Origin of the sequence: Rhizobacter sp., assembly GCA_019635355.1 — a bacterium.
GTDB lineage: Bacteria > Pseudomonadota > Gammaproteobacteria > Burkholderiales > Burkholderiaceae_C > Rhizobacter.
In genome coordinates, this window is sequence record JAHBZQ010000001.1 from 4,818,979 (window position 1) to 4,843,931 (window position 24,953).

Sequence of the window (24,953 nt, forward strand, 5' to 3'; positions counted from 1 at the left end):
GCCTATGGGCGCAGCGGGCGTGTGCTCCGCTGCGCGAAATAGAACCACTCGTTGCCCGGGAGGGCCGCGGGGTTCGGGAACACGATGAAGCCATCGGCCGGCGCGCGCACCTCGGTGCTGTCGGCCCGTGTGCCGATCAGCTCGCCAGCGCGCAGCGGGTCGTAGCTGGCCCAGGCCTTGGCGAAACGATCGGCCGGGTCGTGCAGGTCGGTCACCTCGGCCAAGCGCAGGAACTCGATGTCGGTGCGCGCCGGTGGCGGCGCTTCGTCGACCAGGCCGAGCTGCGCGAGCGTGGCGCGGATCGCGCGGTAGCCCACCTCGGGCGCCTTCGGGTCCTGGTGTTGCCCGCATTCGAGCGTGATCGCGTAGCCGCCCTGCGTGCGCATGTATTCGGTGGTGCCCACGCCGTAGCTCGGGTCGGTGCTGAGCATCTGCGCCCGCTCGCTCGGGGCGCTGCGCTGCAGGCGGTTCTTCACGCCCGCGGCATAGGTGTCGAGCCAGCCTTCGACGATGCGGCGTGGGCCGAGGCGCAGCGCCAACGCTTCTTCTTCGGCGGCGTGCGAGAAGGGTTCGAGCGGGCCGCTGTTGTCGGCCGGGCCGATCATCGCGAAGGGCTCGCCGCCGGTGTGGAAGGAGTGCAGGTCCAGCAGCACCTCGTGCTCGGCGAGCAGCGGGCACAGCGCGTTGGCGATGCGGTCTTCGTAGTCCTGCGGCTGCGCGTTGGGGCGCAGGTTGCGGTTGAGGTTGCGGTCGCCGGCACGCTGGCCCTTCGAGTAGGCGAGCGGGTTGGTGACGGGCACGAAGGTGACGCTGCCGCGCACGAGCTTCAGCGTGCCGCTGTCGAACTCGGGCAGGATGCGCTCGATGGCGCGGGTGCCGCAGGTTTCGTTGCCGTGCACGGCGCCGAGCACGATCAGGCGCTTGCCGGGTTGCAGCGCGCGGAAGCTGTGGGTGCGCAGGGTGTTCTGGTTCATGGGGTGATTCCTTCGCCGGGCGTCGTCGACGCGTCCGGGCTCCAGCTGCCGGTGCGCTTGCGCGTCTGCGCTTCTTCGCGCTCCTTGGCCCAGAGTTGCTCCAATTGTTGGCGCCCCTGTTTGGCCACGGCGATGAGCTGGTCTTCGTTCTCGCGGTGCTGGCGCATCTCTTCGAGCAGCTCGATGCTGTGCTTGCGGAAACGCAGTGCGAGGTTGCGCGCCTGGTGCGGCTGCCAGCCGAGGAGTTCGAGCACGCTGCGCCCGCTCATCAGCGCCGAGTCGAGCGTCTCGCGTTCGATCAGCGTCACGCCGCGCTCACGCAGGCCGTAGTAGTGCGTCACGTTGCGCGCGCGGGCCACGATGTGCAGGTGCGGGAAATGCTCCCGAGCCATGTCGACGACCTTGAGGCTCTGCTCCACGTCGTCGATGGCGACCACCAGCACGTGGGCCTGGTCGGCCCCGGCGGTGCGCATCAGGTCGAGCCGGGTCGCGTCGCCATAGAAGGCCGGCCAGCCGAAGCGGCGCACGCCTTCGACCTGCTCGGCGTCGTGGTCGAGCACGGTGGCCGAGATGCCGTTGGCGAAGATGAGCCGGCCGACGATCTGCCCGTAGCGGCCGAAGCCCGCGATGATCACCGGCGCGTGTTGAGGCTCGTGGATCTCGTCCATCTGCGCCTGCTGTTTGTGCTTGGCGAGCAGTGGAATCCACCACTTGTCGGCAGCCACCAGCAGCAGTGGCGTGAGCAGCATCGAGATGGCTACCGCGGCGACGAGCAGCGAGGAGGTCGGGTCATCGATGACCTTGGCTTGCGCGGCCGTCTGGAACACCACGAAGCCGAACTCGCCACCCTGCGCCAGCAGGATGATGAACACCGGCCGCTCCGGTTTGGGCAGTGGCATCGCACGCCCCATGCCCCAGAGCACGCCTGCCTTCAGCACCAGGAACGCGAGCACGATGGCGGCGATCAAGAACGGCTGCTGCATCACGACCATGAAGTCGATGCTCATGCCCACCGCGATGAAAAAGAGCCCGAGCAGCAGGCCCTTGAAGGGCTCGATGTCGGTCTCCAACTCGCGGCGGTATTCGCTCTCGGCCAACAGCACACCGGCCAGGAAGGCGCCGAGGGCCATCGACAAGCCCACCACCTGCATCAGCGCAGCGGTGGCCACCACGAGCAGCAACGACGCGGCGGTGAAGATCTCGGGGGTGTCGCTGCGGGCGATCCAGCGCAGGGCGGGGCGCAGCAGCAAACGGCCGCCGAGCACGATGGTGGCGATCACGCCCACGGCCTTGAGCGCGCCGAGCCAGGCGTTGCCATCGGTGTGGCCGGTGCTGGCCGCCAGCAAGGGCACGAGCGCGAGGATGGGGATGGCCGCGATGTCTTGCAGCAGCGCCACGCTCAGGAGGCTTTGCCCGCCGGTGGTGGCCATGAGGTTGCGCTCGGCCAGCACGCCCAGGCCGATGGCGGTCGAGGACATGCCCAGGCCCAGCGCGGCCACCAGTGCGATCTGCCACGTGACGCCGGCGGCCGCGGCCACGGCGAACAAGAGCGCGGCCGAGCCGAAGAGCTGCACGCTGCCCCAGCCGAAGATGGGCTTGCGCAGCGACCAGAGCCGGCGCGGCTCCAGCTCCAGGCCGACGAGGAAGAGCATCAGCACCACGCCAAACTCGGCGAAGTGCAGCATGTCCTGCGGGTCGGTCACGAGGCGCAAGCCCCAGGGCCCGATCGCGATGCCCGCAGCGAGGTAGCCGATGATGGAGCCGAGCCCGAGCTTCTTCGCGATGGGCACGGCCAGCACTGCGGCCGCGAGGTAGATCAGGCTGCCGGTGAGCCAACCGCCGTGTTCCATCAGGCAGCCTCCACCGGCTGCGGCGCCACGCTCGCGGGGCGTGCCGAGGGCGGCACCTCGCAGGCGAGGCATTGCTCCAGCCCTTCGAGTTCGGGCCAGTTCGGGTAGCTCGCGAGGCGGTCGACGAGCGTGTCGGCCTGGTGGTCCAGCTCGCCGGGGCTGGTGCGGTGTGCGCCGTGCAGCACCATGGGGGGCAGGAAGCGCATGCCGCACAGCGAGGCGGTCTGCTCGTAGGGCGGCAGGAAGGCGTCGAAGTGGTAGCGGTTGTAGCCGGTCGGGTGGTAAGAGTCTTCCGGCCCGCCGGTGCTCGTGACGAGCCAGAGGTCCTTGCCCTGCAGCGCCGTGCCGCCCGGCCCGTAGGCCCAGCCGTAGGCGAAGACCTCGTCGACCCAGAGCTTCATGAGCGGCGGCATGTGGTACCAATGGATGGGGTGGAGCCACACCACGAGCTGCGCGGCGGCGAGCGCGGCCTGTTCGGCGGCCACGTCGATGAGGTAGTCGGGGTAGAGCGCGTAGAGGTCGCGCACATGGGCGCGTTGGGCAGTGCCGGCGGCCTCGTGCAGGCGCCGGTTCACGCGCGACAGCTCCATCTGTGGGTGGGCGCTGATCACGAGGATGTCTGTCGCATCGGCCATGAAATGGTGGGTAAGTCTTGAGAAGGGCGCAAGGAAGCGCCCGTTAACATAACCGCAAACAGCGTCTGCGGTGCGGGGCTGCAGGTTCCGCGCCACCATCAAGGGCTCGCCAAGGGCACATCAAGGGGAAAGCGCATGCCGGTGATCGTGGTCGCCAATCCGAAGGGCGGTGTAGGCAAGAGCACCTTGTCCACCAACATCGCGGGGCTGCTGGCCCACCAGGGGCATGCGGTGATGCTGGGCGACGTGGACCGGCAGCAGTCGGCCCGCACCTGGCTCAAGCTGAGGCCCGAGGGTTTGCCCCAGATCACGGGCTGGGACGTGGCGCAAGACGAGATCGTGCGCCCGCCCAAGGGCACGACGCACGTGGTGCTCGACACGCCGGCCGGCCTTCACGGCAAGCGGCTGGAGCAGGTGATGAAGATCGCCGACAAGGTGATCGTGCCGCTGCAGCCCAGCATCTTCGACATCCACGCCACGCACGACTTCATCCGCGAGCTGCTGAAGAACCGCCGCAGCGACAAGGTCGACGTGGGCGTGGTCGGCATGCGCATCCGCGAGGGCACGATCTCGGCCGACCAGCTGCGCAGCTTCCTTGGCACCTTGGAGACGCCCGTCGTCACCTTCCTGCGCGACACTCAAAACTACGTCCACCTCGCCGCACGTGGCCTCACGCTGTGGGACGTGGCGCCCAGCCGGGTCGAGCGCGACCTGGCGCAATGGCAACCCCTCATCACCTGGATCAATGCATGAGAACGTTCGACAAGATCTCTGACCTGCAACCCCTCGTCGGCCAGGAGCTGGGCGTGAGCGAGTGGATGACGATCACGCAGGAGCAGATCAACAAGTTCGCCGAAGCGACCGGCGACCACCAGTGGATCCACATCGACCCCGAGCGCGCCAAGAGCGGCCCCTTCGGCACGACGATTGCCCACGGCTTCCTCACGCTGAGCCTCTTGCCCGAGATGACGGCCAAGGCCTTTCGCGTGACCGAGACGCGCATGGGCGTCAACTACGGCCTCAACAAGGTGCGCTTCCCGTCGCCCGTGCCGGCCGGCAGCAAGGTGCGCGGTCGCTTCAAGCTGATCGAGTACATCCCGCTCGAAGGCGGCGCGCAGATGACGGTCGAATGCACGATGGAGCGCGAAGGCTCCGACAAGCCGGTCTGCGTGGCCGAGTCCCTGGCCCGGCGTTATGCGTGAACTTTTGGCCTGAAGCGGCCACTCCGCCCAGGCCGTGGCCCATGTTGTCCCCATTCTGAGGGTGTGGGCGCCCCCCACCGCTCGCATACGATGCCGGCTGCAAAAAACTCCCGGGGGGGAACCATGAAGGTGCTGCTGGTCGATGACCACCCGCTGATCCTGTCGGCGCTGCAAACGGTCATCAAGGGCCTGGGCGACCACGTCAACGTGGTGGGGGCCGGCAGTGGCCGCGCGGCGCGTGAAGCGCTGCAGCGAGACGACGATTTCGACCTCGTGCTGCTCGACCTGCAGCTGGGCGACGAAAACGGCTTCGACCTTCTCACCGAGTTCCGCTCCGGCTACCCGGCGCTGCCGGTGGTGGTGGTCTCGGCCTCCGACCGTGTGAGCGACGTGATCCGCTCCATCGACCTTGGCGCCATGGGTTTCGTGCCCAAGCGCGCGACCAACGAGACTTTGTTCGAGGCGCTGCACGTGGTGATGTCGGGTGGCATCTACGTGCCGACGATGAGCATGTCGAGCGAGGCGGCCGTCACCGGCCGGCGCAGCACCGACGCCGCACCCACCGCCCCGGGCCCGCTGCACGTGGTCAACAAGGAGGCGAGCGACGGCAGCTTCCAGAAGCAACCGAGCCTCGCCTCGCTCGGGCTCACCCCCCGCCAGACCGACGTGCTGGCCCTGCTGCTCAAGGGCCACCCCAACAAGCTGATCGCCCGCGAGCTGGGCCTCTCGGTCGAGACGGTGAAAGACCACGTCGCGGCGGTGCTGCGGGCGCTCAACGTGAGCTCGCGCACCCAGGCCGTGCTGGCCGTGAGCCAGATGATCCAGCAGCACGGCGACTTCTCCGTGCTGCGCAACGGCCAGACCACCTGAGGCCGGCCGGGCGCCACTGAGATGCCACTCGCCCCGAGCCCGGAAAAGTCCGCGCCGATGGGCGATGCGCAGGCGGGTGGTGCGGGGTTCGACCCCGCGACACGCGCCATGCTCGACGACCTGGCCTCGGCCGAGCGGGTAAGCGACATCTACGCTTACCTGCCCATCACCACCGTGGCGATGGTCGTCGGGGTGTTCGTCACCGTCGCGCAGTACTGGTCGCTCGTGCCGAGGGCCGGCATGGTGGCCTGGCTCATCGGGCTCGCGGCGCTGGGCGCGGCGCGTTCGTACATGTACCGCGGCTTCAAGAAGCGCCGCGGTAACGACCGTGAAGCCCTGCTGCGCTGGTACCAGGCCTGGCGTGCCACCACGCTCGTGGCCGGCTGCCTGTGGGGCATGGCGGCCTGGTTCTTCTACCCCTATGGCGGTGCGGCCGAGCAGCTGACGCTCATCCTCACCATCTACAGCTACTGCATGGCGGGCATGCAGATCCTCTCGCCGCAGCACAACACCTTCTTCGAGTTCTGCGCCTTGTGCCTCACGCCGCTGGTGGTGCGGGTGGCGCTGCCGGGCGACACCCCCAATCTCATGCTGGCCGCCTACCTGGTCGTGATCTTCGGCATCACGATCATGCTGGCGCGCCTGTACCGCAAGAACAACGAGGGCCTGGTGCAGATCAAGGTGCGCCTCGACCAGCTCACGGTGCAGCTGCGGGCCGAGAAGGCCGCGGCCGAGGCTGCACGCCAGGAGGCCGAAGTGGCCAACCGCGCGAAGACCCAGTTCTTCGCTGCGGCCAGCCACGACCTGCGCCAGCCGCTGCATGCGATGGGCCTCTTCGCCGAGGCCTTGCGCCAGCGCAGCCACGACGAAGAGGTGACCCAGCTCGTCGCCAGCATCAACGGCTCGGTCGATGCACTCGAAGGCCTCTTCTCCGAACTGCTCGACATCACCCGCATCGACACCGGCGGCGTCGACGTCACGCCCGAGCATTTCAACGTGGGCGACATCTTCCGGAAGCTCCGCCTGCACTTCGAGCCGGTGGCTTTCGAGAAGGGCCTGGCGCTGCGTTTCCGCGGGGCGCAGCACAACCTCTATGCCGACCCGGTGCTGGTGGAGCGCATCCTGCGCAACCTCGTTTCCAACGCCATCCGCTACACCAACGACGGCACCGTGCTCGTGAGCTGCCGGCGCCGCAACGGCCAGCTGCTGCTGCAGGTGTGGGACACCGGCGTGGGCATCCGCGAGCGTGAGCAGGAGCACATCTTCGAAGAGTTCTACCAGGTGCCCTACAGCGAGTCGCTCACGCCGCAGCAGCGCAAAGGCCTGGGCCTGGGTCTCGCGATCGTGAAGCGCCTGGCCGCGCTCATGCAGTCGCCGCTCACGCTGCGCTCGGTGCCGGGGCGTGGCTCGGTGTTCTCGTTCGCGCTGCCGCCGGGCAAGGCGCCGCGGGCGCGCGAGCCGAGCGACGTGCGCAGCAAGCTGCCCATCGGCCTCACGCTCGACCACCGCTTCATCGTGGTGGTGGAAGACGAGCCGGCGGTGCGCGGTGGGCTGGAAGTCCTGCTGCGCGGCTGGGGTGCGCGCGTGGCCTCGTTCGAGACGGCACAGGAAAGCCGCGCCTGGGCGCTCCACGCCGACCCCGTCACCGAGCGCCCCGACCTGCTGATCGTCGACTACCGCCTGGAGCAGGGTCACACGGGCATCGAGGTGATCCAGGCCCTGCGCGCGCGCTTCGGCCAGGCCATGCCCGCCATCATGGTCACCGGTTCGACCATGACCCAGCACGACGGCGAAGCGGCCGAGCATGACTTCCACCTGCTCATCAAGCCGGTGGTGCCCAACAAGCTGCGGGCGATGATCGGGTTCAAGCTGGGCGTGCGCGCGGGCGGCTGACCCGGTCGGGGATTTCGGTAGCGCCATAGCGCTATATTCGCGAGTATATAACGACCCGCTCCCGTGACACGCCCACCCGCCCCAACGCGCCTCACCGGCCAGCTCGACATCCGCACCGACGCAGGCGCCTACCTGGGCGACACGCGGGTGCGCCTGCTCGAAGCCATCGGTGAACACGGCTCCATCAGCCAAGCCGCCAAGCAGGTGCCGCTGTCGTACAAGGCCGCGTGGGACGCGGTCGACGCGATGAACAACCTCGCCGAGCGGCCCCTGGTCGAGCGCAGCACCGGCGGCAAGGCGGGCGGTGGCACACGCCTCACCGAACACGGGCGGCGCGTGGTCGCGCTCTACCGGGCGATGCAGGCCGAATCGCAGCGCGGGCTCGACCGGGCTTCGACGCTCCTCGCGCAGTTACCCGATGGCGATGCCGCCTCTTTCGAGCGCCTGCTGCGACGCCTCGCGCTGCGCTGCAGCGCCCGCAACCAGTTCGCTGGCAGCGTGAGCGCACTGCGCTGCGGCCCGGTGGATGTGGAGGTGCTGATCCGCCTCGACGACCGCCTGGAGCTCGCCGCCGTCGTGACCCAGGAGTCCGCCGAGTTGCTGGGCCTCGCCGTCGGATGCGAGGTGGTGGCGATGGTCAAGGCTTCGTCGGTGATGCTGGTGGCGGACGACAGCCTGCGCCTCAGCGCCCGCAATTGTTTCTGGGGCACGGTCTCGCGCATCGTCGACGGGCCGGTGAATGCCGAGGTGACGCTCGATCTCGGCCAAGGCCGCAGCGCCGTGGCGGTCGTCACGGCCGAGTCGGTGCGCACGATGGGGCTGAGCGAAGGGGCGCGTGCCGCGGCGGTGTTCAAGGTGTCGAGCGTGATCCTGGCGGTGATCGATTGAAGGGGCGCGGCGGATGAAGAAGGTGACCTGGCGTCTCGCGATGCTCCTGGCGTGCGTGCTGCCATCGGCGGCGAACGCCGGCGAGGTGACGGTCGCGGTGGCCGCCAACTTTTCCGGCCCGATGGCGAAGCTTGCCGAAGGGTTCAGCGCCCGCACCGGCCACACGCTCAAGCTCACGAGCGGCGCCACGGGCAAGTTCTACAGCCAGATCGTGGCGGGCGCGCCCTTCGATGTGCTGCTGGCCGCCGACGATGAAACGCCGCGCCGTCTCGTGAACGAGGGCCATGCGGTGGCGGGCACTCGGTTCACGTATGCCGTCGGGCAGCTGGTGCTGTGGAGTGCACAGCCCGGCGTGGTGGACGAGCAGGGCGCGGTGTTGAAGACGGCGCGCTACAAGCACCTGGCCCTCGCCAACCCGAAGCTCGCGCCCTATGGCAAGGCGGCCCTTGAGACCTTGGCGGCGCAGGGTGTGCGCGAGGCCGTCGCGGGCCGCATCGTCACCGCCGAAAGCATCGCGCAGGCCTACCAGTTCGTGGTGAGCGGCAACGCCGAGATCGGCTTCGTGGCGTGGTCGCAGGTGAAGGTGCCGGGCAAGCCGGTGCAGGGCTCGTATTGGCTCGTGCCGCCGTCGCTGCATGGCGAGATCCGGCAGGACGCCGTGCTGCTCAATCGCGCCAAGGACAGCGCTGCCGCGCAGGCCCTGCTCGCCTACCTGCGCAGCGCCGAAGCCAAGGCGTTGATCCAGGGCTACGGCTACCGATGACCGCGGCCGACTGGAGCGCGATCCGGCTGACGGCCGAGCTGGCCGCCGTCACCACGCTGCTGTTGCTCGTGCTGGGCACGCCGGTGGCATGGTGGCTCGCGCGCACACGCTCGCGCAGCAAGCCGGTGTGGGCCGCGCTGGTGGCGATGCCGCTCGTGCTGCCGCCGTCGGTGCTGGGCTTCTACCTGCTGCTGTTGATGGGCCCGCAGGGGCCGGTCGGGCAGTTCACACAAGCACTGGGCCTGGGCCGCCTGCCCTTCACCTTTGCCGGGCTGGTGGTGGCCTCGGTGCTGTACTCGATGCCCTTCGTCGTGCAGCCGCTGCAACAGGCCTTCGAGGCGGTGCCGGAGCGTGCGCTCGAAGCCGCGGCCACGCTGCGCGCGGGGCCCTGGGATCGTTTCTTCACCGTGGCCTTGCCGCTCGCAAGACCGGGCTTCATCACCGCCAGTGTGCTGGGTTTCGCGCACACGGTGGGCGAGTTCGGCGTGGTGCTGATGATGGGCGGCAACATCCCGGGCCAGACGCGGGTGATGTCGGTCGCCATCTACGACCACGTGGAAGCGGCCGAGTACGCCGACGCGCACCGGCTGGCCGCCGCCATGGTGGCCTTCGCGCTCACCGTGCTGGTGACGCTCTACTGGGTGAACCGGCCGCGCCGTGCCGAGGCGGGAGCGGCGCGGTGATCGACCTCTCGCTCCGCCTCGCCCGCGTCGGTTTTTCGCTCGACGTGTCGCTGCAGCTGCCGTCGCGCGGCGTGAGCGCCGTGTTCGGCCCCTCGGGCTGCGGCAAGACGACGCTGCTTCGCGCGCTGGCGGGCCTGGAGCGCGCCGCCGGCCATGTGACGGTCGGCGACGAGCCCTGGCAAGACGACCGCCGCGGCCTCTTCGTGCCCACGCACCGGCGCCCCATCGGCTACGTGATCCAGGAGGCGGCGCTTTTCCCGCACCTCAGCGTGCGGGGCAATCTCGACTACGGCCTGCGCCGCAGCGCCCAGGCCGGCTCGCACGAGGCGCTCGAGCAGGCCGTCGACCTGCTGGGCATCGGTGCGCTCATGGCGCGCGGCACCGCCACCCTGTCGGGCGGCGAGCGCCAGCGTGTTGCGATCGCGCGCGCACTGGCCACCCAGCCACGCCTGCTGCTGATGGACGAGCCGCTGGCCGCGCTCGATGCCGAGCGCAAGGCCGACATCCTCCCCTACCTCGAACGCCTGCACACCCAGCTCGCGATGCCCATCGTCTACGTGACCCACGCGATGGACGAAGTGGCCCGCCTCGCCGACCACTTGGTGCTGCTGCGCGAAGGGCGAGCGCTGGCGACGGGGCCCACCCACGAGCTGCTGTCACGCGCCGACCTGCCGCTGGCCCGGCGCGACGACGCGGGCGTGGTGCTTGATGCACGTGTGGAGGAGCACGACGACCGCTACCAGATGATGCGCATGGGCGTGGCGGGGGCTTCGCTGTGGGTCGGCGGCTCGCACGCGGCGCTCGGCGAGAGCGTGCGTGCCGCCGTCCTCGCGCGAGACGTGAGCGTCACACGTGAGCCAGCGCAGCAGACCAGCATCCTCAATGTGTTGCCGGTCACGCTGGAGTCGATGCACGCCGATGGCGGCACGGTGATGCTGCGGCTGCGCCTGGCGGCGCAGTCACACCACGATGCGCCGGCTTACCTGCTGGCGCGCATCACGCACAAGAGTTGCGATGCGCTGGCGCTGGAGGCCGGCGATGCGCTGTGGGCGCAGGTGAAGGGCGTGGCGCTGATGTCAGCGCGCGGCTGACCGGGTCTTCTGCAGGTACACCTCCATCTGGTGTCCCTTGTTGAGCAGGCTGGCCGGCAGGTTCAGCATCTCGGTGCCGAGCTTGATGAGACGGTAGGCGAGCTTGTGGGTTTCGCCCTGTTCCTTGAGCTTGACCGAGTGCGTATCGACACGGGCGACGCCCAGGCCCACGCGCGGTGCCAGTACCTTCAACGAGCCGGGCGAAAAGAAATTCACGTGGCCCACGTGGCTGTTGAGAAAGTCCCATCGGCCCTTGCGGATCACCCGTGTCCAGCTGTCGGCGTTGCCCGTGCCGATGAGCAGCACGCCACCGGGCTTCAGCAGCCGGGCGCATTCGGCGACGAGCGCGTAGGAGTCGGGCACGTGCTCGATCACCTCGTAGAGGGTGATGGCATCGAAGCGGGCGTCTTCGAACTGGATGTCGGCGAGGAAGCCGCAATGCAGCTTGAGGCCGCGCTTCTGGCCATCGGCGATGGCCAGCGGGGCAGTGTCCACACCCTCAGCCTTGAAGCCGACGTCCTGGGCGGCTGCGACCACCGCGCCGTTGGAGCAGCCGACGTCGAGCAGCTGCATGTCGGCGAAAGGTTTGCCGACCATTTTCGAGATGAGCTTGAAGTCGCGCTTGCGGCGGCGCAGGAAACGGGCGTAGTCCTTGGGGGACGGCCAGGTGCCCTCGTAGCGGTCCCACTCCTTGTTGGCCTCGTGGAGGTGGGTCGCGTCGCAGGCCGATACCAGCTGGCCGCAGCCCTGGCAATGGTTCAACTCGCCCCCCGGCACCACCAGGCCCGACGGCACGAGTGGGGTGGGGCACAGATTGGGGCAGCTCTCGATCAGCGCCGGCATGTGTCCCTCCCGTGCGGCATGGCTTCGTTTGCGCGCGACTCTATGCGCACCGACGAAAGATTGCCGTTCGGGAGAACGCCGAGATCAGAACTCCAGGTTGTCGATCAGGCGCGTGCTGCCCAGCTTGGCGGCGCCCAGCACGACCAGCGGGCCCTGCGCGTCTGTGGCAGTGGGCACTTGCAAGTCATTGCGCCGGCGCACGGTGAGGTAGTCGGGCGCCCAGCCGCGTTCGGCGAGTTGGCGGCTGGCGTCGGCTTCCAGCGATGCAAGGGCGCCGGGGTTGGCGCGGTAGCCCGCGGCCAGTTGCTTCAGCGCTTGCGACAGGGCGAGTGCTTCGTTCAACTCAGAGGCGCTCAGGTAGCCGTTGCGCGACGACAGTGCGAGGCCATGGTCGGAGCGGCGCGTCTCGCCGCCTTCGATGGTGATGGGCAACGCAAACTGATCCACCATGCGGCGGATCACCATCAGCTGCTGGTAGTCCTTCTTGCCGAAGACGGCCACCTTGGGCTGCACGATGGTGAAGAGCTTCATCACCACCGTGGCCACACCGACGAAGAAGCCGGGGCGGAAATGGCCTTCGAGGATGTCGGCCAGCGCCGGGTCGGGGTGGACCTTGAAGGTCTGCGGCTGCGGGTACATCTCGCGTTCGTCGGGGGCGAAGACGAGGTCGCAACCGGCGCCGTTCAGCAACTCGGCGTCGCGTTGCAGCGTGCGTGGGTAGCGGTCGAAGTCTTCGTGCGGTGCGAACTGCAGCCGGTTGACGAAGATGCTCGCGACCACCGGCAGGCCGTGGGCCTTGGCCTGGCGCACGAGCGCGAGGTGGCCGTCGTGCAGGTTGCCCATGGTGGGCACGAAAGCGCACGCTTGCGGGCCCGGCAGCGCGGCGCGCAGCTCGGCGATGGTGTGGAGAACCTTCATGGCGTGTCCGTTGGTGTGCGTTCAGTACCCGTGCACGGTGTCGTCGGGGAAGGTGCGCGACTTCACCGCCGCCACGTAGGCTTCGATGGCGGCCTTGATGCTTGGGGCGCCGTCCATGAAGTTGCGCACGAAGCGTGGCAGCTTGCCTTGCGTGACGTTGAGCATGTCGTGCAGCACCAGCACCTGGCCCGAGCAGGCGTTGCTGGCGCCGATGCCGATGGTGGCCATCGCGACGCTCTGGGTGATCTCTTTCGCGAGGGCGGCCGGCACGAGTTCGAGCACGCACATCGCAGCCCCGGCGTCCGACAGTTCCTTGGCGTGCTGCTTCAGCGTGGCGGCACCATCGGCGCTCTTGCCCTGGATGCGGTAGCCGCCGATCGCGTGCACCGACTGCGGCGTGAGGCCCAGGTGCGCACACACCGGCACGCCACGCTCGACGAGGAAGCGCACGGTCTCGGCCGTCCAGCCGCCGCCTTCGAGCTTGACCATCTGCGCGCCCGCCTGCATCAGCACGGTGGCGCTGCGCATGGCCTGCTCTTTCGACTCCTGGTAGCTGCCGAAGGGCATATCGCCCAGCACGAAGGCGTTGCGGTTGCCCGCCTGCACGCTGCGGATGTGGTACGCGGTCTCTTCCAGCGTCACCGGCAGCGTGCTGCTGCGGCCCTGCAGGACCATGCCGAGCGAGTCGCCGATCAGCAGGGTGTCGACCCCCGCGGCGTCGAGCAGCTTGGCGAAGCTTGCGTCGTAGCAGGTGAGCATGGTGATTGGTTCACCGGCAGCCTGCATCTCGCGAATGCGGTGCAGCGTGACGGGCTTGCGCTCTTTCGGCGCGCTGTTGCCAGATCCACCTCCCCCGTAAAGCGACTGCTCGGCCGTGGTCATGAGGTGGTCATCCCAAGCTTGGCGAGCAGTTCCTGGTCGGCCTGCACGTCGGGGTTGCCGGTGGTCAGGAGCTTGTCGCCGTAGAAGATGGAATTGGCACCGGCCAGGAAGCACAGCGCCTGCACCGCTTCGCCGAGCTGTTGGCGGCCGGCCGACAGGCGCACGCGCGACTGCGGCATGGTGATGCGCGCGACCGCGATCGTGCGCACGAATTCGAGCGGGTCGAGCTTCTCGCTGCCGTGGAGCGGCGTGCCGGGCACCTGCACGAGGTTGTTGATGGGCACCGACTCGGGGTAAGGGTCCATGTTGGCCAACTCGGCGACGAGCGCGGCGCGCTGGGTGCGCGTCTCGCCCATGCCGACGATGCCGCCGCAGCACACCTTCACGCCGGCGCCGCGCACGCGCTGCAGGGTGTCGAGCCGGTCCTGGAACTGGCGGGTGCTGATGATGTCGCCGTACTTGTCGGGGGCGGTGTCGATGTTGTGGTTGTAGTAGTCGAGGCCGGCCTGTTGCAGCGTCTCGGCGTGGCCGTCTTCCAGCATGCCGAGCGTGGCGCAGGTCTCCAGGCCCAGCGACTTCACGGCGCTCACGAGCTCGGCCACTTTCTCGATGTCGCGGTCTTTCGGCGAGCGCCAGGCGGCGCCCATGCAGAAACGGGTGGCGCCGGCCGCTTGGGCGCGCTTGGCCGCGTCGAGCACCGCGTCGCAATCCATGACCTTGCTGGCTTCGACGCCGGTGTCATAGCGTGCGGCCTGGGGGCAGTAGCTGCAGTCTTCGGGGCAGCCGCCGGTCTTGATCGACAGCAGGGTGGACAGCTGCACCTCGGTGGGGTCGAAATGCTCGCGGTGAACCGTCTGCGCGCGGTGCATCAGCTCGGTGAAGGGCAGGTTGAAGAGCGCCTCGATCTCGGCCACGGACCAGCGGCTGGCAGCCGCGGGAGCGGTTGCCGATTCAGCCGGCTTGCGAGGGTGGACGCGGACAGCGGTTTCTTGCATGCGAGGGTTCCCGAGAGATGAATACGGCGGGCAGTCTAACCAGATGCGTCCAGCAGATGGTGCTGTGCAGCAGCCGCGGTCAGGCAGGCTGGTAGGCCAGGCGGACGTAGATGGGCGCGAAGGCTTCGGCCTGGGTGACTTCGAGCAGGTGCTCGCGTGCCAGTTCGAGCATGGCGATGAAGGTGACCACCAGCACCTGTGGCCCGCGGTTCAGCTCGAAGAGGTCTTCGAAGAGGGCGAAACGGCGGCCTTGCAGGCGGCGCAGCACGATGCTCATGTGCTCGCGCACCGAGAGCTGCTCGCGGGTGATGGTGTGGTGCTGGTTGAGCTTGGCGCGCTTCAGTATGTCTTGCCAGGCGGCGCGCAGCTCGTCGGCGTTGACGTCGGGGAAGCGCGGCGTGAGCGACTGCTCGATCACCACCTGCGCCCGCAGGAAATCGCGGCCCAGCACCGGCAGCGCGTCGAGCCGTGCGGCGGCGAGCTTGATCTGCTCGTACTCGAGCAGGCGGCGCACCAGCTCGGCACGCGGGTCTTCGGGTTCTTCGCCTTCGGCCACCTTCTTCGGCGGCAGCAGCATGCGCGACTTGATCTCGATGAGCATCGCCGCCATCAGCAGGTATTCGCTGGCCAGCTCGAGGTTGGTCTTGCGGATCTGGTCGACGTAGGCGAGGTACTGGCGCGTGACGCTGGCCAGCGGGATGTCGAGGATGTTGAAGTTCTGTTTGCGGATCAGGTACAGCAGCAGGTCGAGCGGGCCTTCGAAGGCTTCGAGGAAGACCTCCAGCGCATCGGGCGGGATGTAGAGGTCCTGCGGCAGCTGGAAGAGCGGCTCGCCGTACAGGCGCGCCACGGCGATGTGGTCCACCACCTGCGGAACCGCTGCTGCATCAGGCGCCTCGTCGGGCGCCATCACCTCGGAATCCATGCGATGAACGCCTCAGCCCGGCGCCCGGCCGCCCGAAGCCGGGCTGCGCCCCCTCGGGGGGCAGGAGCGGAGCGACGCGGGGGCCGTCATCCTTAGCGCTTCGTGTTGTTCTGGTACACGTAGGGCTGCTGCGGCACGCGGGCGTCGCGGTACTCGGCCTGCGCCTCGCGGTCGATGGGCTTGTCCCACAGCAGGGCGCGGCCGCGGCGCTGCTCCTCTTCGAGCGTCGGGCGCTTGGCCTTCAGTTCCTCGATGAACGAGGTGATCTCGGACTTGTACGGCTTCCAGAACAGCGGCATGGCGGTCGGGGCGCCAGGGCGGCGCCGGAGTGAAGCCGGGATTTTAAGCGCTCGGGATGAGCCGGCCGGCGGTCAGGCTTCCACCCGCTTGACCTGGCTCGCGCGCCGCAGGAAGTCGTTGGAATGCCCCACCATCCAGCGGGCGAGCTGGTCAAGCAGATCGGAGCCAACCTCGCGTGCCGGGAACTCGGCCGTCACCGTCTCCAGGCTGTCGAAGTTGTTGAGCTGGAAGCGCAGCACACCTTGGTCATGGTCGGGCAGGACGCGGGCCATGAAGGTGAGATCGGCCTTGAAGTTGAAGATCACTTCTTCGAGCCGGCCGTTGGCTTCGTTGCGCACCCACTTCGTGTCGGGCGTGATGCCGGCTTGGCGCAGGCGCGATTCCAGGCGTTCGATCTCGGGCGGGAAGTCTTTCCTCATGGTCAGCGTGCGGCCGGTCTTCTGCACGGCGTGGATCACGAGGTGGTCGTAGACCTCCTGGTCGCGGTGCTGCTTGCGCCGGGCGTCGACCTGGAAATCGCATCGCTTGAGGTTGTCGAGTGCGGTCACCTTGTCCAGCGAAAAGCGGATGGGGGGCGTGGGTTGCAGCACGTTGAGCTGCTGGGCGAGGTCGAGCCAGTATTGCCAGACGGTCTTGCACGCCGCTTCCACCAGCGTGGCGTTGCGTGCGAGCAGGGCGGCGTCTTCGGTGCTTTGTGTCTTGAGCGCGTCGGCCTGGCGCTTGAGGTCGTTCAGGAAACTCATGATGGTGCTGCTTTCTCCCGGCCGGGCAGGATAGCTCAGCGACCCGGTGGCATGGCGCGTGACAGGGCCCCCCCAAGGTGGGTGGTGATGTTCTCCAGCCCCAGCTCGGCGTCGAATCCGGCTCGGCGCACCAGTTCGCGTGGCTGCTCGTTCAGGTCGCACAGGATGAGGCGCACGCCTTGCCGCGCCAGTGCCTTGTGCAGCTGCATCAGGGCGTCGAGGCCGGAGTTGTCGATGGACACGAGCTGGTGCATCTCCAGCACCACGGCGTGCGTGCCGGGCGGCAGCTGCTGGGCGATCGTCTCGATCTTGCCGACGGCGCCGAAGAAGAGCGTGCCGTACAGGCGGTAGACCTGCACGCCCGGCGGACTGTCGGGGGCCAGGTCGGTGCGGAAGAGGCTGCTCATGCGGTAGATGAAGAAGCCGCAGGCCATGATCAGGCCCACCTGTACCGCCACCGTGAGGTCGAAGATCACCGTCAGCAGGAAGGTGCCCAGCAACACCGTGCGGTAGGGCACGCTGAAGCGGCGCAGGCGCGCGAACTCGTGCCACTCGCCCATGTTCCAGGCGGCGAAGAGCACGATGCCCGCCAGCACCGCGAGCGGCACGTTCATCGCGAGCGGCGCCGCCAGCAGCACGATCAGCAGCAGCGTGAGCGAGTGCACGATGCCGGCGATGGGCGTCCTGGCACCGGCGCGGATGTTGGTGACGGTGCGGGCGATGGTGCCGGTGACCGGGATGCCGCCGAAGAAGGGCACGACGAAGTTGGCGACGCCCTGGGCCATCAGCTCCTGGTTGGGATCGTGGCGTGGCGGGTCGGTGAGGTTGTCGGCGATGCGCGCACACAGCAGCGACTCCACGCCCCCCAACAGCGCGATGGTGAGGGTGGGAATGACGAGTTCCTTGGCGCTCTGCCAGCTGAAGGGCGGCAGCTCCAGCGACGGCAGGCTTTGCGGAATACCGCCGAAGCGCGAGCCGATGGTCTCCACCGGCATCTGGAGCCACCACGCGAGCGCCGACAGTACCACCAGCGCGACGATGGGCCCCGGCACGCGCGAGGCGCTGCGCAGCGTGTGCCCTTCCAGCAAGTGAGAGGGCAGCAGCGACCCAGGGCTGAAGAGCCGAGGCCAGAAGAAGAGCATGGCCACGGTGGCCGCGCCCAGCCCGAGCGCGTGCAGGTTCAGCGTGTGCAGGTGGGTGGCCAGCAGGTGGACCTGCGAGAAGAAGTCGCTCGGCAGCTTGGCGACCGAGAGGCCGAGCAGGTCCTTGATCTGCGAGAAGGCGATCAGCACCGCGATGCCGTTGGTGAAGCCGATGACGATGGTGACCGGGATGTAGCGCACCAGCGCCCCGAGCTTGAAGAGCCCGAGCGTGAACATCAGCACGCCGGCGAGCGCGGTCGCGATCAGCAGGTTGGTGAGGCCATAGCGCTGCACGATGCCGTAGACGATCACGATGAACGCGCCGGCCGGCCCGCCGATCTGCACGCTCGAGCCACCGAGCGCTGCCACGAGCAGGCCGCCGATGATGGCGGTGAAGAGGCCCTGCTCGGGCTTCACGCCGGAGGCGATGGCAAACGCCATCGCGAGCGGCAGCGCGACCACGCCCACCGTCACGCCCGCCCCCACGTCGCCGAGGAAGCGGCGGCGGTCGTAGCCCTTCAAGGCATCGACGATCCGGGGCCGGAAGGCGGCGAGGTCGATGCCGGGGCGCTTCACGGTGCGGCGTTCCCGGGGGGCGCCAGGCGGGCCTGCACGTCACGCCACAGCGGGCGCAGGCTCAGGAGCACGAGCAGCGCGGCAAGCGGCACGGTGGTGACGTAGCCCACCCACTTGAAGCCGAGCGCGCCCAGCACACCGCCGACGAAGAAGCAGGCCACCAGCAGCCCGTGCGTGCGCAGCCGTTCGCGGTTGGCGCGCACCTGCCCGAGTTGGGCGTTGCGGTTCACGTAGACGAGCTTGCCGAGTTCGATGCCGAGGTCGGTGACGAGGCCCGTCACGTGGGTGGTGCGGATCTCGGCGCGCGAGATCTTGGTGATGACGGCGTTCTGCAGCCCCATCGTGAAGCAGAGCAGCAGCACGGTGGCCGGCAGCAGCAGGGCCGAGTGCAGGCCGAGGCTTGCGCCCATCACGCCGAAGATCATCAGCAAGCTGGCCTCGAGCAATAGCGGCAGGCTGTAGCTGCTGTGCAGCTGGCGGCGCTGCGCCCAGTTGACGAGCAGGGCCGTGCTCATGGCGCCCGCGGTGAAGGTGAGCAGTGCGGCCAGCGCAGCGCCGGCCAGGAGGAATTGGCCGAGCGCCAGGTGGTCGGCCAGCGACGACATCACGCCGGTCATGTGCGAGGTGTACTGGCCGACGGCGAGGAACCCGCCGGCATTGGCCGCACCGGCCACGAACGCCAGTGTCGCCCCCAGCCGTCGGTTGGTCCGCGGCGTGCGCTGCACATCGGTCCAGCCTCGGATGAAGGGCAGCATGGGTGGGGGTTGGTGTCGTCCGGGTCAGCGCACCCTCAGCCCCGGCGTGGCGCCGGGCCAGGGTTCGAGCACGTAGAGGCCAGGGTTCTTCTTTTCGTCGGCATGCGATGCCGCAAGAACCATGCCCTCGCTCACGCCGAACTTCATCTTGCGCGGCGCGAGGTTGGCCACCATCACGGTGAACTTGCCTTCCAGCTGCTCGGGCTGGTAGGCCGACTTGATGCCGCTGAACACATTCCGCGTCTTGCCTTCGCCGACGTCGAGCGTAAGGCGCAGCAGCTTGTCGGAGCCTTCCACATGCTCGGCCTTCACGATCTTCGCGATGCGCAGGTCGACCTTGGTGAAATCGTCGATCCCGATCTCGGCGGCGAGCGGCTCGCCCCCAGGGGCAGGCGGTGCGGCCGGGGCGGGCGCTTCGAAGAGGGCGTCGAGCAGCTTGGGGTCGACACGCTGCATCAGGTGCTTGTACTCGCCGATGGTGTGTGCGCCGAGGGAACGCTGCGCGTCGGCGAAGCCCAGCGGCTCCACGCGCAGGAAGCTCTCGACCTGCGCGGCCAGCGCCGGCAGCACCGGCTTCAGGTAGATCGTGAGCACGCGGAAGGCTTCGATGCAGACGGTGCACACGTCTTGCAGCACCTGGTCCTGCCCGGCCTGCTTGGCCAGCTCCCACGGCTTGTGCTGGTCGACGTATTCGTTCACGCGGTCGGCGAGCAGCATGATCTCGCGCAGCGCCTTGCCGAGCTCGCGCTCGTTGTACAGCTCGACGACGGTGGCGCGGTGCGCGCGCAGCCCGTCGAGCAGCGTGCGGCCTTCGACGCCCACGTCGCTCGACAGCCGGCCCTCGAAGCGCTTGGTGAGGAAGCCCGCGGCGCGGCTCGCGATGTTGATGTACTTGCCGACGAGATCGCTGTTCACGCGGGCGACGAAGTCTTCCGGGTTGAACTCCACGTCTTCCACGCGCGCATTGAGCTTGGCCGCGAGGTAGTAGCGCAGCCATTCGGCGTTCATGCCCAGCTGCAGGTACTTGAGCGGCGAGAGGCCCGTGCCGCGGCTCTTGCTCATCTTCTCGCCGCCGAGCGAGAGGAAGCCGTGCACGTTGATGTGGTTCGGCGTCTTGCGGCCGCTGAAGTGCAGCATCGCCGGCCAGAAGAGCGTGTGGAAGGTGATGATGTCCTTGCCGATGAAGTGCACCTGCTCCACATCCGGGTCGGCCATGAAGGCGTCAAAGTCGCGGCCGGTCTTGTCGAAGAGGTTCTTCAGCGAGGCCAGGTAGCCTACGGGCGCGTCGAGCCAGACGTAGAAATACTTGCCCGGCGCGTCGGGGATCTCGATGCCGAAGTAGGGCGCGTCGCGGCTGATGTCCCAGTCGGCCAGCCCCACGTGGCCGTGCTCGTCGACGGTGAACCATTCCTTGATCTTGTTGAGCACCTCGGGCTGCAGGCGGCCGGCGGTCGTCGTCCAGTCCTTCAGGAACTCGATGCAGCGGTCGGACGAGAGTTGGAAGAAATAGTGCGAGCTGCTCTTGAGCACCGGCGTCGCGCCGCTCAGCGCCGAGTACGGGTTCTTGAGCTCGGTGGGTGCATACACCGCGCCGCACACCTCGCAGTTGTCGCCGTACTGGTCTTTCGCGCCGCACTTCGGGCACTCGCCCTTGATGTAGCGGTCGGGCAGGAACATGCTCTTCACCGGGTCGAAGAACTGCTCGATCACCCGCTCGGCGATCAGGCCCTGCTTGCGCAGCGCGCGGTAGATGTCTTGCGCGAGGGCGTGGTTCTCGGGGCCGTCGGTCGAGTGCCAGTTGTCGAAGCCGATGTGGAAGCCGTCGAGGTACTGCTTGCGCCCCGCGGCGATCTCGGCCACGAACTGCTGTGGCGTCTTGCCCGCCTTTTCGGCCGCGATCATGATCGGCGCGCCGTGCGCGTCGTCGGCGCAGACGAAGTGCACTTCGTTGCCCAGCATGCGCTGCGCCCGCACCCAGATGTCGGCCTGGATGTACTCCATCATGTGCCCGATGTGGAAGGGCGCATTGGCGTAGGGCAGGGCGGTGGTGACGAAGAGCTTGCGGGTCATGGGTGTCCGGGTGCGAGAGCCGCGCCACGACGGCGCGGAGCGGTCGATTCTAGGAGTCCCGCGGCCTGGGCCTCACCAGTTGTGGATGGTCGGGTTGACGTAGCTGTACTGGTTCGGCACCGCGAGGTTCGAGTACGAGAAGGACAGGCTCACGTCGAGCGAGCGCACCTGGTGCCACCAGCCGAGCGGCAGGAAGACGGTGTCGCCCGGCTCGGCCACCACTTCGAGCACCGTCACGCCCTCGAAGTCGGGGTAGCGGGCGAGGTCGGGCGCGTCGAGGTCGATGGGGCTGTAGACGTCGTAGTGGTTGTACAGCCGCGGCGTCTGCAGCGGCGAGATGAAGCGCCAGCGCTTGCGGCCCACGATCTGGGTGTGGAAGAGCATCAGCGTGTCGTGGTGCAGCGGCGTCACCGTGCCCGCGGGCCCGAACCAGAACGACGCGCGCTCGGCCAGCCGCGCCCGGTCGCAGATGGGCGGCAGGCTGCCGATGTCGTCGAGCAGCGGCGCGAACTCCGGCCGGCGCAGCGCCTCGTTGTTGGCGGTGAGGTAGTAGTCGTTGGTCTCGCCGCCCGCCATCACCTGGTCGACGAAATCGGCGAGCCGCACCTGGCGCTGCAGGTTCAGCTTGTTGATCTCGTACTTCGGGTCGGCGTTGCGCTCGGCCTGGATCTGCACGTCAAGGTGGCCGAAGCGGGCTTTCAGGTCCTGAGGTGACCAGCGTGCCTTGGCCGGCCAGTCGTCGGCCACGCCGGTCAGCACCACCGGGCGGCAGCCGACGACGTAGCGGTCCACGAATTCGGCCGCGCCCACGTGGCTGCGTTTTTCGACCTGGGCGTAGTGCGGGTCCAGCTCCCACAGCCGCTGCTGGTTGGCCATCACCGACTCGAGCTTGCGCTGCAGCTGCTGGATCTTGCGGGCGGCGAGGAACGCCGGGTCGGTGTCGACCTTGGCGATGGCCACCTGCGCCGCCCCCGCATCGATGCCGGCCGCGGTCATCGTCTCGAGCATGGACTCGGCGGTGCAGTTGCGCAGCCGGTTCTCGGCGACCCATTGCTGCCACTCGGCATCGACCGGGCGGCCTCCGGCGAGGGGCCGCGGCGCTGGGGGGAAGGTGTCAGGTGCGCTCATCGTCGTCTGCCGGGCAGGGCCGGACCATTGTGATCCCGTGCCCGGCGATGCGCAAAACCATGTGGCGGGCACAGGCCCTAGACTTCGCCGTTCCCTGTCCTCATCTTTTCCCGCCCGCCATGTCTGCCACTGAAGCCGCGATCCTCGACGCGCTGAAATCCGTCATCGACCCCAACACCGGCCGAGACTTCGTCAGCACCAAGCAGGTGAAGAACCTGCAGATTGCGGGGGGCCACGTGAGCTTCGACGTGGAGCTGGGCTACCCGGCGAAGAGCCAGTTCGAGGGTCTCGCGCAGGCGCTCACGCTGGCGGCACGCGGCGTGCCCGGCGTCGACACGGTCACGCCCAGCATCAGCTCCAAGGTGGTGGCGCATGCAGTGCAGCGGGGCGTGCAACTGCTGCCCAACGTGAAGAACATCGTGGCCGTCGCGTCCGGCAAGGGCGGCGTGGGCAAGAGCACCACGGCCGTCAACCTCGCGCTCGCACTCGCCGCCGAAGGCGCGAGTGTGGGCGTGCTCGATGCCGACATCTACGGCCCCAGCCAGCCCACCATGCTCGGCGTGGAAGGCCGCCCCGAGAGCGCCGACGGCAAGACCATGGAGCCGAAGGAAAACCACGGCGTGCAGGTCATGTCGATCGGCTTCCTCGTCGAGCCCGACAACGCGATGATCTGGCGCGGCCCGATGGCCACCCAGGCGCTCGACCAGCTGCTGCGCCAGACCAACTGGCGCGACCTCGACTACCTCATCGTCGACATGCCCCCGGGCACTGGCGACATCGCCTTGACGCTCGCGCAGCGTGTGCCCCTCACCGGCGCCGTGATCGTGACCACGCCGCAGGACATCGCCCTCATCGATGCCAAGCGCGGCGTGCGCATGTTCGAGAAGGTGGGCGTGCCCATCCTCGGGCTGGTGGAGAACATGGCCATGCACGTGTGCTCCAACTGCGGTCACGTGGAGCACATCTTCGGCGCCGACGGCGGCAAGCAAATGGCGGCCGAGTTCAAGATCGACTACCTGGGCGCGATGCCGCTGTCGAAAAACATCCGCCTGCAGGCCGACTCGGGCGCGCCGACGGTGGTGGCCGAGCCCGACAGCGAGATCACGAGCCTCTACAAGGCGATGGCCCGCCAGGTGGCGGTGAAGATCGCGCAGCGCTCGAAAGACTTCTCGTCGAAGTTCCCGACGATCACCGTCTCGAAGAACACCTGAGGGGCGGACTCAGGGCGCGAAGGGCTCGAAGAGCGGCGGCAGCCGCACCTCGATGCCGTCTTGCTGCCCGCGCTGCTGCAGGTCGGCCATCACCACGTCGAAGTCGTCGACCAGATACGGCGAGGCCACGAGCGGTGCGTCGAGCATCGGCTGCATGAAGTCGTCCCAGTGGATCGGGATCACGCGTTTCGCGCTGGTGAGCTTGACCGTCTCGTGCCAGTAGGCGGCGCGGTAGGCCTCGTCTTTCTTGCCCAGGGTGCCGGTGCCGAGGAAGACGGTGTCGGCGCGCACGCCCGAGAGCGCACCCGGCACGATGCCGGCACTGCCTTGCACGAGAAAGCGCCGGCCCGAGCCGTGGCTCACCGCGATCGACCACACGTCGCCTTCGCGCCAGCGGGTGGCGTGGGCCGGCGGCTTGAGAGGCGAGGTGATGAGTTCGCCGCCCTCGCCGCTGCTGAAGGGCGTGGGGCTGTGGCGGCTCGTGATGAAGCGCAGGGTGAACTGGCCGAGCTGCAGCGTGTCGCCGTGCTTCACGGCGCGCATCTGCGTGTCGGCGAGGCCGAAGCCACGGCCGATCTGCAAGGTCGACTCGCCGCCCACCAGCAGCGCGCCGGTGCGCTGCGCGACGAGCGGTGCATCCATCGCGTGGTCGTAGTGCGAATGCACCGGCACCACGGCGGCAAGCCGGGTGACGCCCAGCCGCCGCAGCGATGCCTCGACCACCGCGGCATCGGGGCCGATGGTGCCGAAGAAGGTGCGCAGCGCCGAGGGCCGCGAGAAGAAGCCGTCGATGGCCCAGGCGGTCTCGCCATCGTCGAAGACGAGCGTGGCCACCCCGGCGAAGCGCACGCGCACGCCGCTGGCCTGCGGCGCGGCGGGCAGCGTGAGCGACTGGTACGGCGCGAGCGAGGGCCGGCGGTTGAACTGCACCACCGCCCACGCGGCCAGCAGCACGAGCGCCGCCAGCAGCGCGAGGGCGGCCCGTTTCAGCAGGCGGCCGGTCACCGGTGGGCCGGGGCCGACAGGTCGCGTAGCACGGTCGGGCCCACGCGGCGCTCGATCTCGGCCAGCAGCGGCTTGCCCCAGCCCAGCGCGAACATGCCTTCGCCGGTCACGAACATCGGCCCGACGAGCAGGCCGATCAGGTCGTCGACGAACGCCGGCTTGCGGCCTTCGTAGTAGTGGCCGATGAACTGGATCACCCAGCCGACCACGAAGCTGCCGATGCCCCAGCCGAGCCAGGCGGCGGTGCCGCCGAGCGCGAGGCTGTGAGCCAGCAGGATGAGCACGCCGTTGGTGACGCTCACGCCCACCCCGAGCGCGAGGTTGCCGCGGGTCAGGTACCAGGCGGTCGAGGCGAGCCACAGCAGCCAGGCCGGCGTGATCGGAAAGCCTCCGAGGCTGAAAAGCTCGGGTCGCGAGAGCAGCACGCCGATCGAGAACACGATCAGCGGGATGCCGACGAAGTGGGTGGCGATGTTGCGGCGGTCACGGTGGTACGCGGCGTACTGGACCATCATCTCGGTGGCGTTGCGCATGGCTGTCTCCATCGGGGTGTTGTGGGGCGGATGCTAGTGCGTTGGAGTGAAAAGCGACTGTCAAAATTCAGACATTCA

The 24,953-nt window shown here is 68.5% G+C and carries 25 protein-coding genes; 9 read left to right on the forward strand and 16 right to left on the reverse strand.

Annotated features, from left to right (window positions below; translation table 11 throughout):
* Nucleotides 1-2: 2 nt before the first annotated feature.
* Genes KF892_22380 through KF892_22390 form a run of 3 tightly spaced genes read right to left on the reverse strand, consistent with a single transcriptional unit; the run spans nt 3 to nt 3,459 of the window.
* Nucleotides 3-974 (reverse strand): succinylglutamate desuccinylase/aspartoacylase family protein, encoded by a 972-nt coding sequence (locus KF892_22380; protein ID MBX3627772.1) that lies wholly within the window; start codon nt 972-974, stop codon nt 3-5.
* On the reverse strand, nt 971-2,824 hold the full coding sequence (kefC, locus tag KF892_22385; GenBank protein ID MBX3627773.1) for a glutathione-regulated potassium-efflux system protein KefC: 1,854 nt from the start codon (nt 2,822-2,824) through the stop codon (nt 971-973). The genes KF892_22380 and kefC overlap by 4 nt, the downstream gene beginning before the upstream one ends.
* Entirely contained in the window at nt 2,824-3,459 is a 636-nt protein-coding gene (locus KF892_22390; GenBank protein ID MBX3627774.1) for an NAD(P)H-dependent oxidoreductase, read from the reverse strand. Before KF892_22390 ends, kefC begins: the two co-directional genes overlap by 1 nt.
* 135 nt (nt 3,460-3,594) lie before the next feature.
* On the opposite strand from KF892_22390, the gene KF892_22395 reads away from it, so the two are divergent.
* The 8 genes from KF892_22395 to modC all read left to right on the forward strand — a co-directional run bounded on the left by KF892_22395 (nt 3,595) and on the right by modC (nt 10,849).
* Nucleotides 3,595-4,212: a ParA family protein gene (locus KF892_22395; GenBank protein MBX3627775.1), complete on the forward strand. Its 618-nt coding sequence runs from the start codon at nt 3,595-3,597 to the stop codon at nt 4,210-4,212.
* A complete protein-coding gene (locus KF892_22400; protein MBX3627776.1) occupies nt 4,209-4,661 on the forward strand; it encodes a MaoC family dehydratase in 453 nt (150 codons plus the stop codon). The genes KF892_22395 and KF892_22400 overlap by 4 nt, the downstream gene beginning before the upstream one ends.
* Before the next feature lie 123 nt (nt 4,662-4,784).
* The gene (locus KF892_22405) at nt 4,785-5,531 is read left to right on the forward strand and encodes a response regulator transcription factor (GenBank protein ID MBX3627777.1); all 747 of its coding nucleotides are present in this window, start codon (nt 4,785-4,787) and stop codon (nt 5,529-5,531) included.
* Between the two features lie 108 nt (nt 5,532-5,639).
* Nucleotides 5,640-7,424 carry a hybrid sensor histidine kinase/response regulator gene (locus tag KF892_22410; protein ID MBX3627778.1) on the forward strand — a complete coding sequence of 595 codons (1,785 nt, stop codon included), beginning with the start codon at nt 5,640-5,642 and terminating at the stop codon, nt 7,422-7,424.
* Between the two features lie 63 nt (nt 7,425-7,487).
* Nucleotides 7,488-8,312 (forward strand): TOBE domain-containing protein, encoded by an 825-nt coding sequence (locus KF892_22415; GenBank protein ID MBX3627779.1) that lies wholly within the window; start codon nt 7,488-7,490, stop codon nt 8,310-8,312.
* Nucleotides 8,313-8,325: 13 nt separating this feature from the next.
* Nucleotides 8,326-9,075 (forward strand): molybdate ABC transporter substrate-binding protein, encoded by a 750-nt coding sequence (gene modA / locus KF892_22420; protein ID MBX3627780.1) that lies wholly within the window; start codon nt 8,326-8,328, stop codon nt 9,073-9,075.
* The gene (modB, locus tag KF892_22425) at nt 9,072-9,758 is read left to right on the forward strand and encodes a molybdate ABC transporter permease subunit (protein MBX3627781.1); all 687 of its coding nucleotides are present in this window, start codon (nt 9,072-9,074) and stop codon (nt 9,756-9,758) included. The genes modA and modB overlap by 4 nt, the downstream gene beginning before the upstream one ends.
* Complete coding sequence (modC, locus tag KF892_22430; protein MBX3627782.1) at nt 9,755-10,849, forward strand: molybdenum ABC transporter ATP-binding protein; 1,095 nt, start codon at nt 9,755-9,757, stop codon at nt 10,847-10,849. The genes modB and modC overlap by 4 nt, the downstream gene beginning before the upstream one ends.
* On the opposite strand, the gene KF892_22435 is transcribed toward modC, so the two are convergent.
* The 11 genes from KF892_22435 to KF892_22485 form a co-directional block, all read right to left on the reverse strand.
* Nucleotides 10,835-11,692: a class I SAM-dependent methyltransferase gene (locus KF892_22435; GenBank protein ID MBX3627783.1), complete on the reverse strand. Its 858-nt coding sequence runs from the start codon at nt 11,690-11,692 to the stop codon at nt 10,835-10,837. The two genes, modC and KF892_22435, sit on opposite strands and share 15 nt — an antisense overlap.
* Nucleotides 11,693-11,776: 84 nt before the next feature.
* Entirely contained in the window at nt 11,777-12,610 is an 834-nt protein-coding gene (panC, locus tag KF892_22440) for a pantoate--beta-alanine ligase (GenBank protein MBX3627784.1), read from the reverse strand.
* 21 nt (nt 12,611-12,631) lie between these two features.
* Complete coding sequence (panB, locus tag KF892_22445; GenBank protein ID MBX3627785.1) at nt 12,632-13,492, reverse strand: 3-methyl-2-oxobutanoate hydroxymethyltransferase; 861 nt, start codon at nt 13,490-13,492, stop codon at nt 12,632-12,634.
* Nucleotides 13,489-14,487 carry a biotin synthase BioB gene (bioB, locus tag KF892_22450; GenBank protein ID MBX3627786.1) on the reverse strand — a complete coding sequence of 333 codons (999 nt, stop codon included), beginning with the start codon at nt 14,485-14,487 and terminating at the stop codon, nt 13,489-13,491. The genes panB and bioB overlap by 4 nt, the downstream gene beginning before the upstream one ends.
* 79 nt (nt 14,488-14,566) lie before the next feature.
* Nucleotides 14,567-15,412, reverse strand: coding sequence for a segregation/condensation protein A (locus KF892_22455; GenBank protein ID MBX3627787.1), 846 nt, complete (start codon nt 15,410-15,412; stop codon nt 14,567-14,569).
* A 92-nt stretch (nt 15,413-15,504) separates the two neighbouring features.
* Nucleotides 15,505-15,711 (reverse strand): DUF3460 family protein, encoded by a 207-nt coding sequence (locus tag KF892_22460; protein MBX3627788.1) that lies wholly within the window; start codon nt 15,709-15,711, stop codon nt 15,505-15,507.
* Nucleotides 15,712-15,783: 72 nt separating this feature from the next.
* On the reverse strand, nt 15,784-16,455 hold the full coding sequence (locus KF892_22465; GenBank protein ID MBX3627789.1) for a hypothetical protein: 672 nt from the start codon (nt 16,453-16,455) through the stop codon (nt 15,784-15,786).
* 35 nt (nt 16,456-16,490) lie between these two features.
* Nucleotides 16,491-18,158: an STAS domain-containing protein gene (locus KF892_22470; protein ID MBX3627790.1), complete on the reverse strand. Its 1,668-nt coding sequence runs from the start codon at nt 18,156-18,158 to the stop codon at nt 16,491-16,493.
* 11 nt (nt 18,159-18,169) lie between these two features.
* Nucleotides 18,170-18,928 carry a DUF1275 domain-containing protein gene (locus tag KF892_22475; GenBank protein MBX3627791.1) on the reverse strand — a complete coding sequence of 253 codons (759 nt, stop codon included), beginning with the start codon at nt 18,926-18,928 and terminating at the stop codon, nt 18,170-18,172.
* Nucleotides 18,929-18,952: 24 nt separating this feature from the next.
* On the reverse strand, nt 18,953-20,998 hold the full coding sequence (gene metG, locus KF892_22480) for a methionine--tRNA ligase (GenBank protein ID MBX3627792.1): 2,046 nt from the start codon (nt 20,996-20,998) through the stop codon (nt 18,953-18,955).
* 72 nt (nt 20,999-21,070) lie between these two features.
* Nucleotides 21,071-22,126, reverse strand: a complete 1,056-nt coding sequence (locus KF892_22485; protein ID MBX3627793.1) for a cupin-like domain-containing protein — start codon at nt 22,124-22,126, stop codon at nt 21,071-21,073.
* Nucleotides 22,127-22,245: 119 nt separating this feature from the next.
* On the opposite strand from KF892_22485, the gene apbC reads away from it, so the two are divergent.
* The gene (gene apbC, locus KF892_22490) at nt 22,246-23,337 is read left to right on the forward strand and encodes an iron-sulfur cluster carrier protein ApbC (protein MBX3627794.1); all 1,092 of its coding nucleotides are present in this window, start codon (nt 22,246-22,248) and stop codon (nt 23,335-23,337) included.
* A 9-nt stretch (nt 23,338-23,346) separates the two neighbouring features.
* Here the strand turns inward: apbC and KF892_22495 are convergent, their stop codons facing one another.
* Both KF892_22495 and KF892_22500 read right to left on the reverse strand, forming a co-directional pair.
* Entirely contained in the window at nt 23,347-24,342 is a 996-nt protein-coding gene (locus tag KF892_22495) for an MBL fold metallo-hydrolase (GenBank protein MBX3627795.1), read from the reverse strand.
* Complete coding sequence (locus KF892_22500) at nt 24,339-24,875, reverse strand: DUF962 domain-containing protein (protein MBX3627796.1); 537 nt, start codon at nt 24,873-24,875, stop codon at nt 24,339-24,341. The genes KF892_22495 and KF892_22500 overlap by 4 nt, the downstream gene beginning before the upstream one ends.
* Nucleotides 24,876-24,953: the final 78 nt, after the last annotated feature.